Below are 380 nucleotides of genomic sequence, written 5' to 3' on the forward strand. Positions count from 1 at the left end.
GTTTGCTGCTTCACGCCTTAATCGTGGTACCAATGATGCTGCTTGGCGGAAAGCCAACGACAAAGTCGGCGACAACGTAGTTACGCTTGGCTGGTACTCCAAGGACTTAACAAAAGGCTTTAAGCCACTTAATGGCAATGGTGTTGTCCTTACTTCTACAGTTCCTGCCAACTGGCGGACTGCCACGTATTCATATTATGCAGTACCAACGCGCAGCACTGATCCACGGTTTAAGAACACTGTATTGATCACAGCTTACATGACTAACCGTAATCGTGTTGCTGATTACCGTAACAAAGATGGTAAAGCTGTTCTGGATCCTGATTTTATTCAAGAGAATAACGGTGAACACAACTCTACTTGGGCTCCCTCATTCTTAT

Annotated in this window: 1 protein-coding gene; it reads left to right on the forward strand. The window is 45.3% G+C overall.

All coding sequences use genetic code 11. The features are described 5' to 3' along the window. A partial coding sequence (locus KH400_RS22185; protein WP_217228330.1) for a glycoside hydrolase family 68 protein occupies window positions 1–380 on the forward strand: 380 nt, incomplete at both ends.

Origin of the sequence: Desertibacillus haloalkaliphilus (assembly GCF_019039105.1) — a bacterium.
GTDB classification, from domain to species: domain Bacteria; phylum Bacillota; class Bacilli; order Bacillales; family KJ1-10-99; genus Desertibacillus; species Desertibacillus haloalkaliphilus.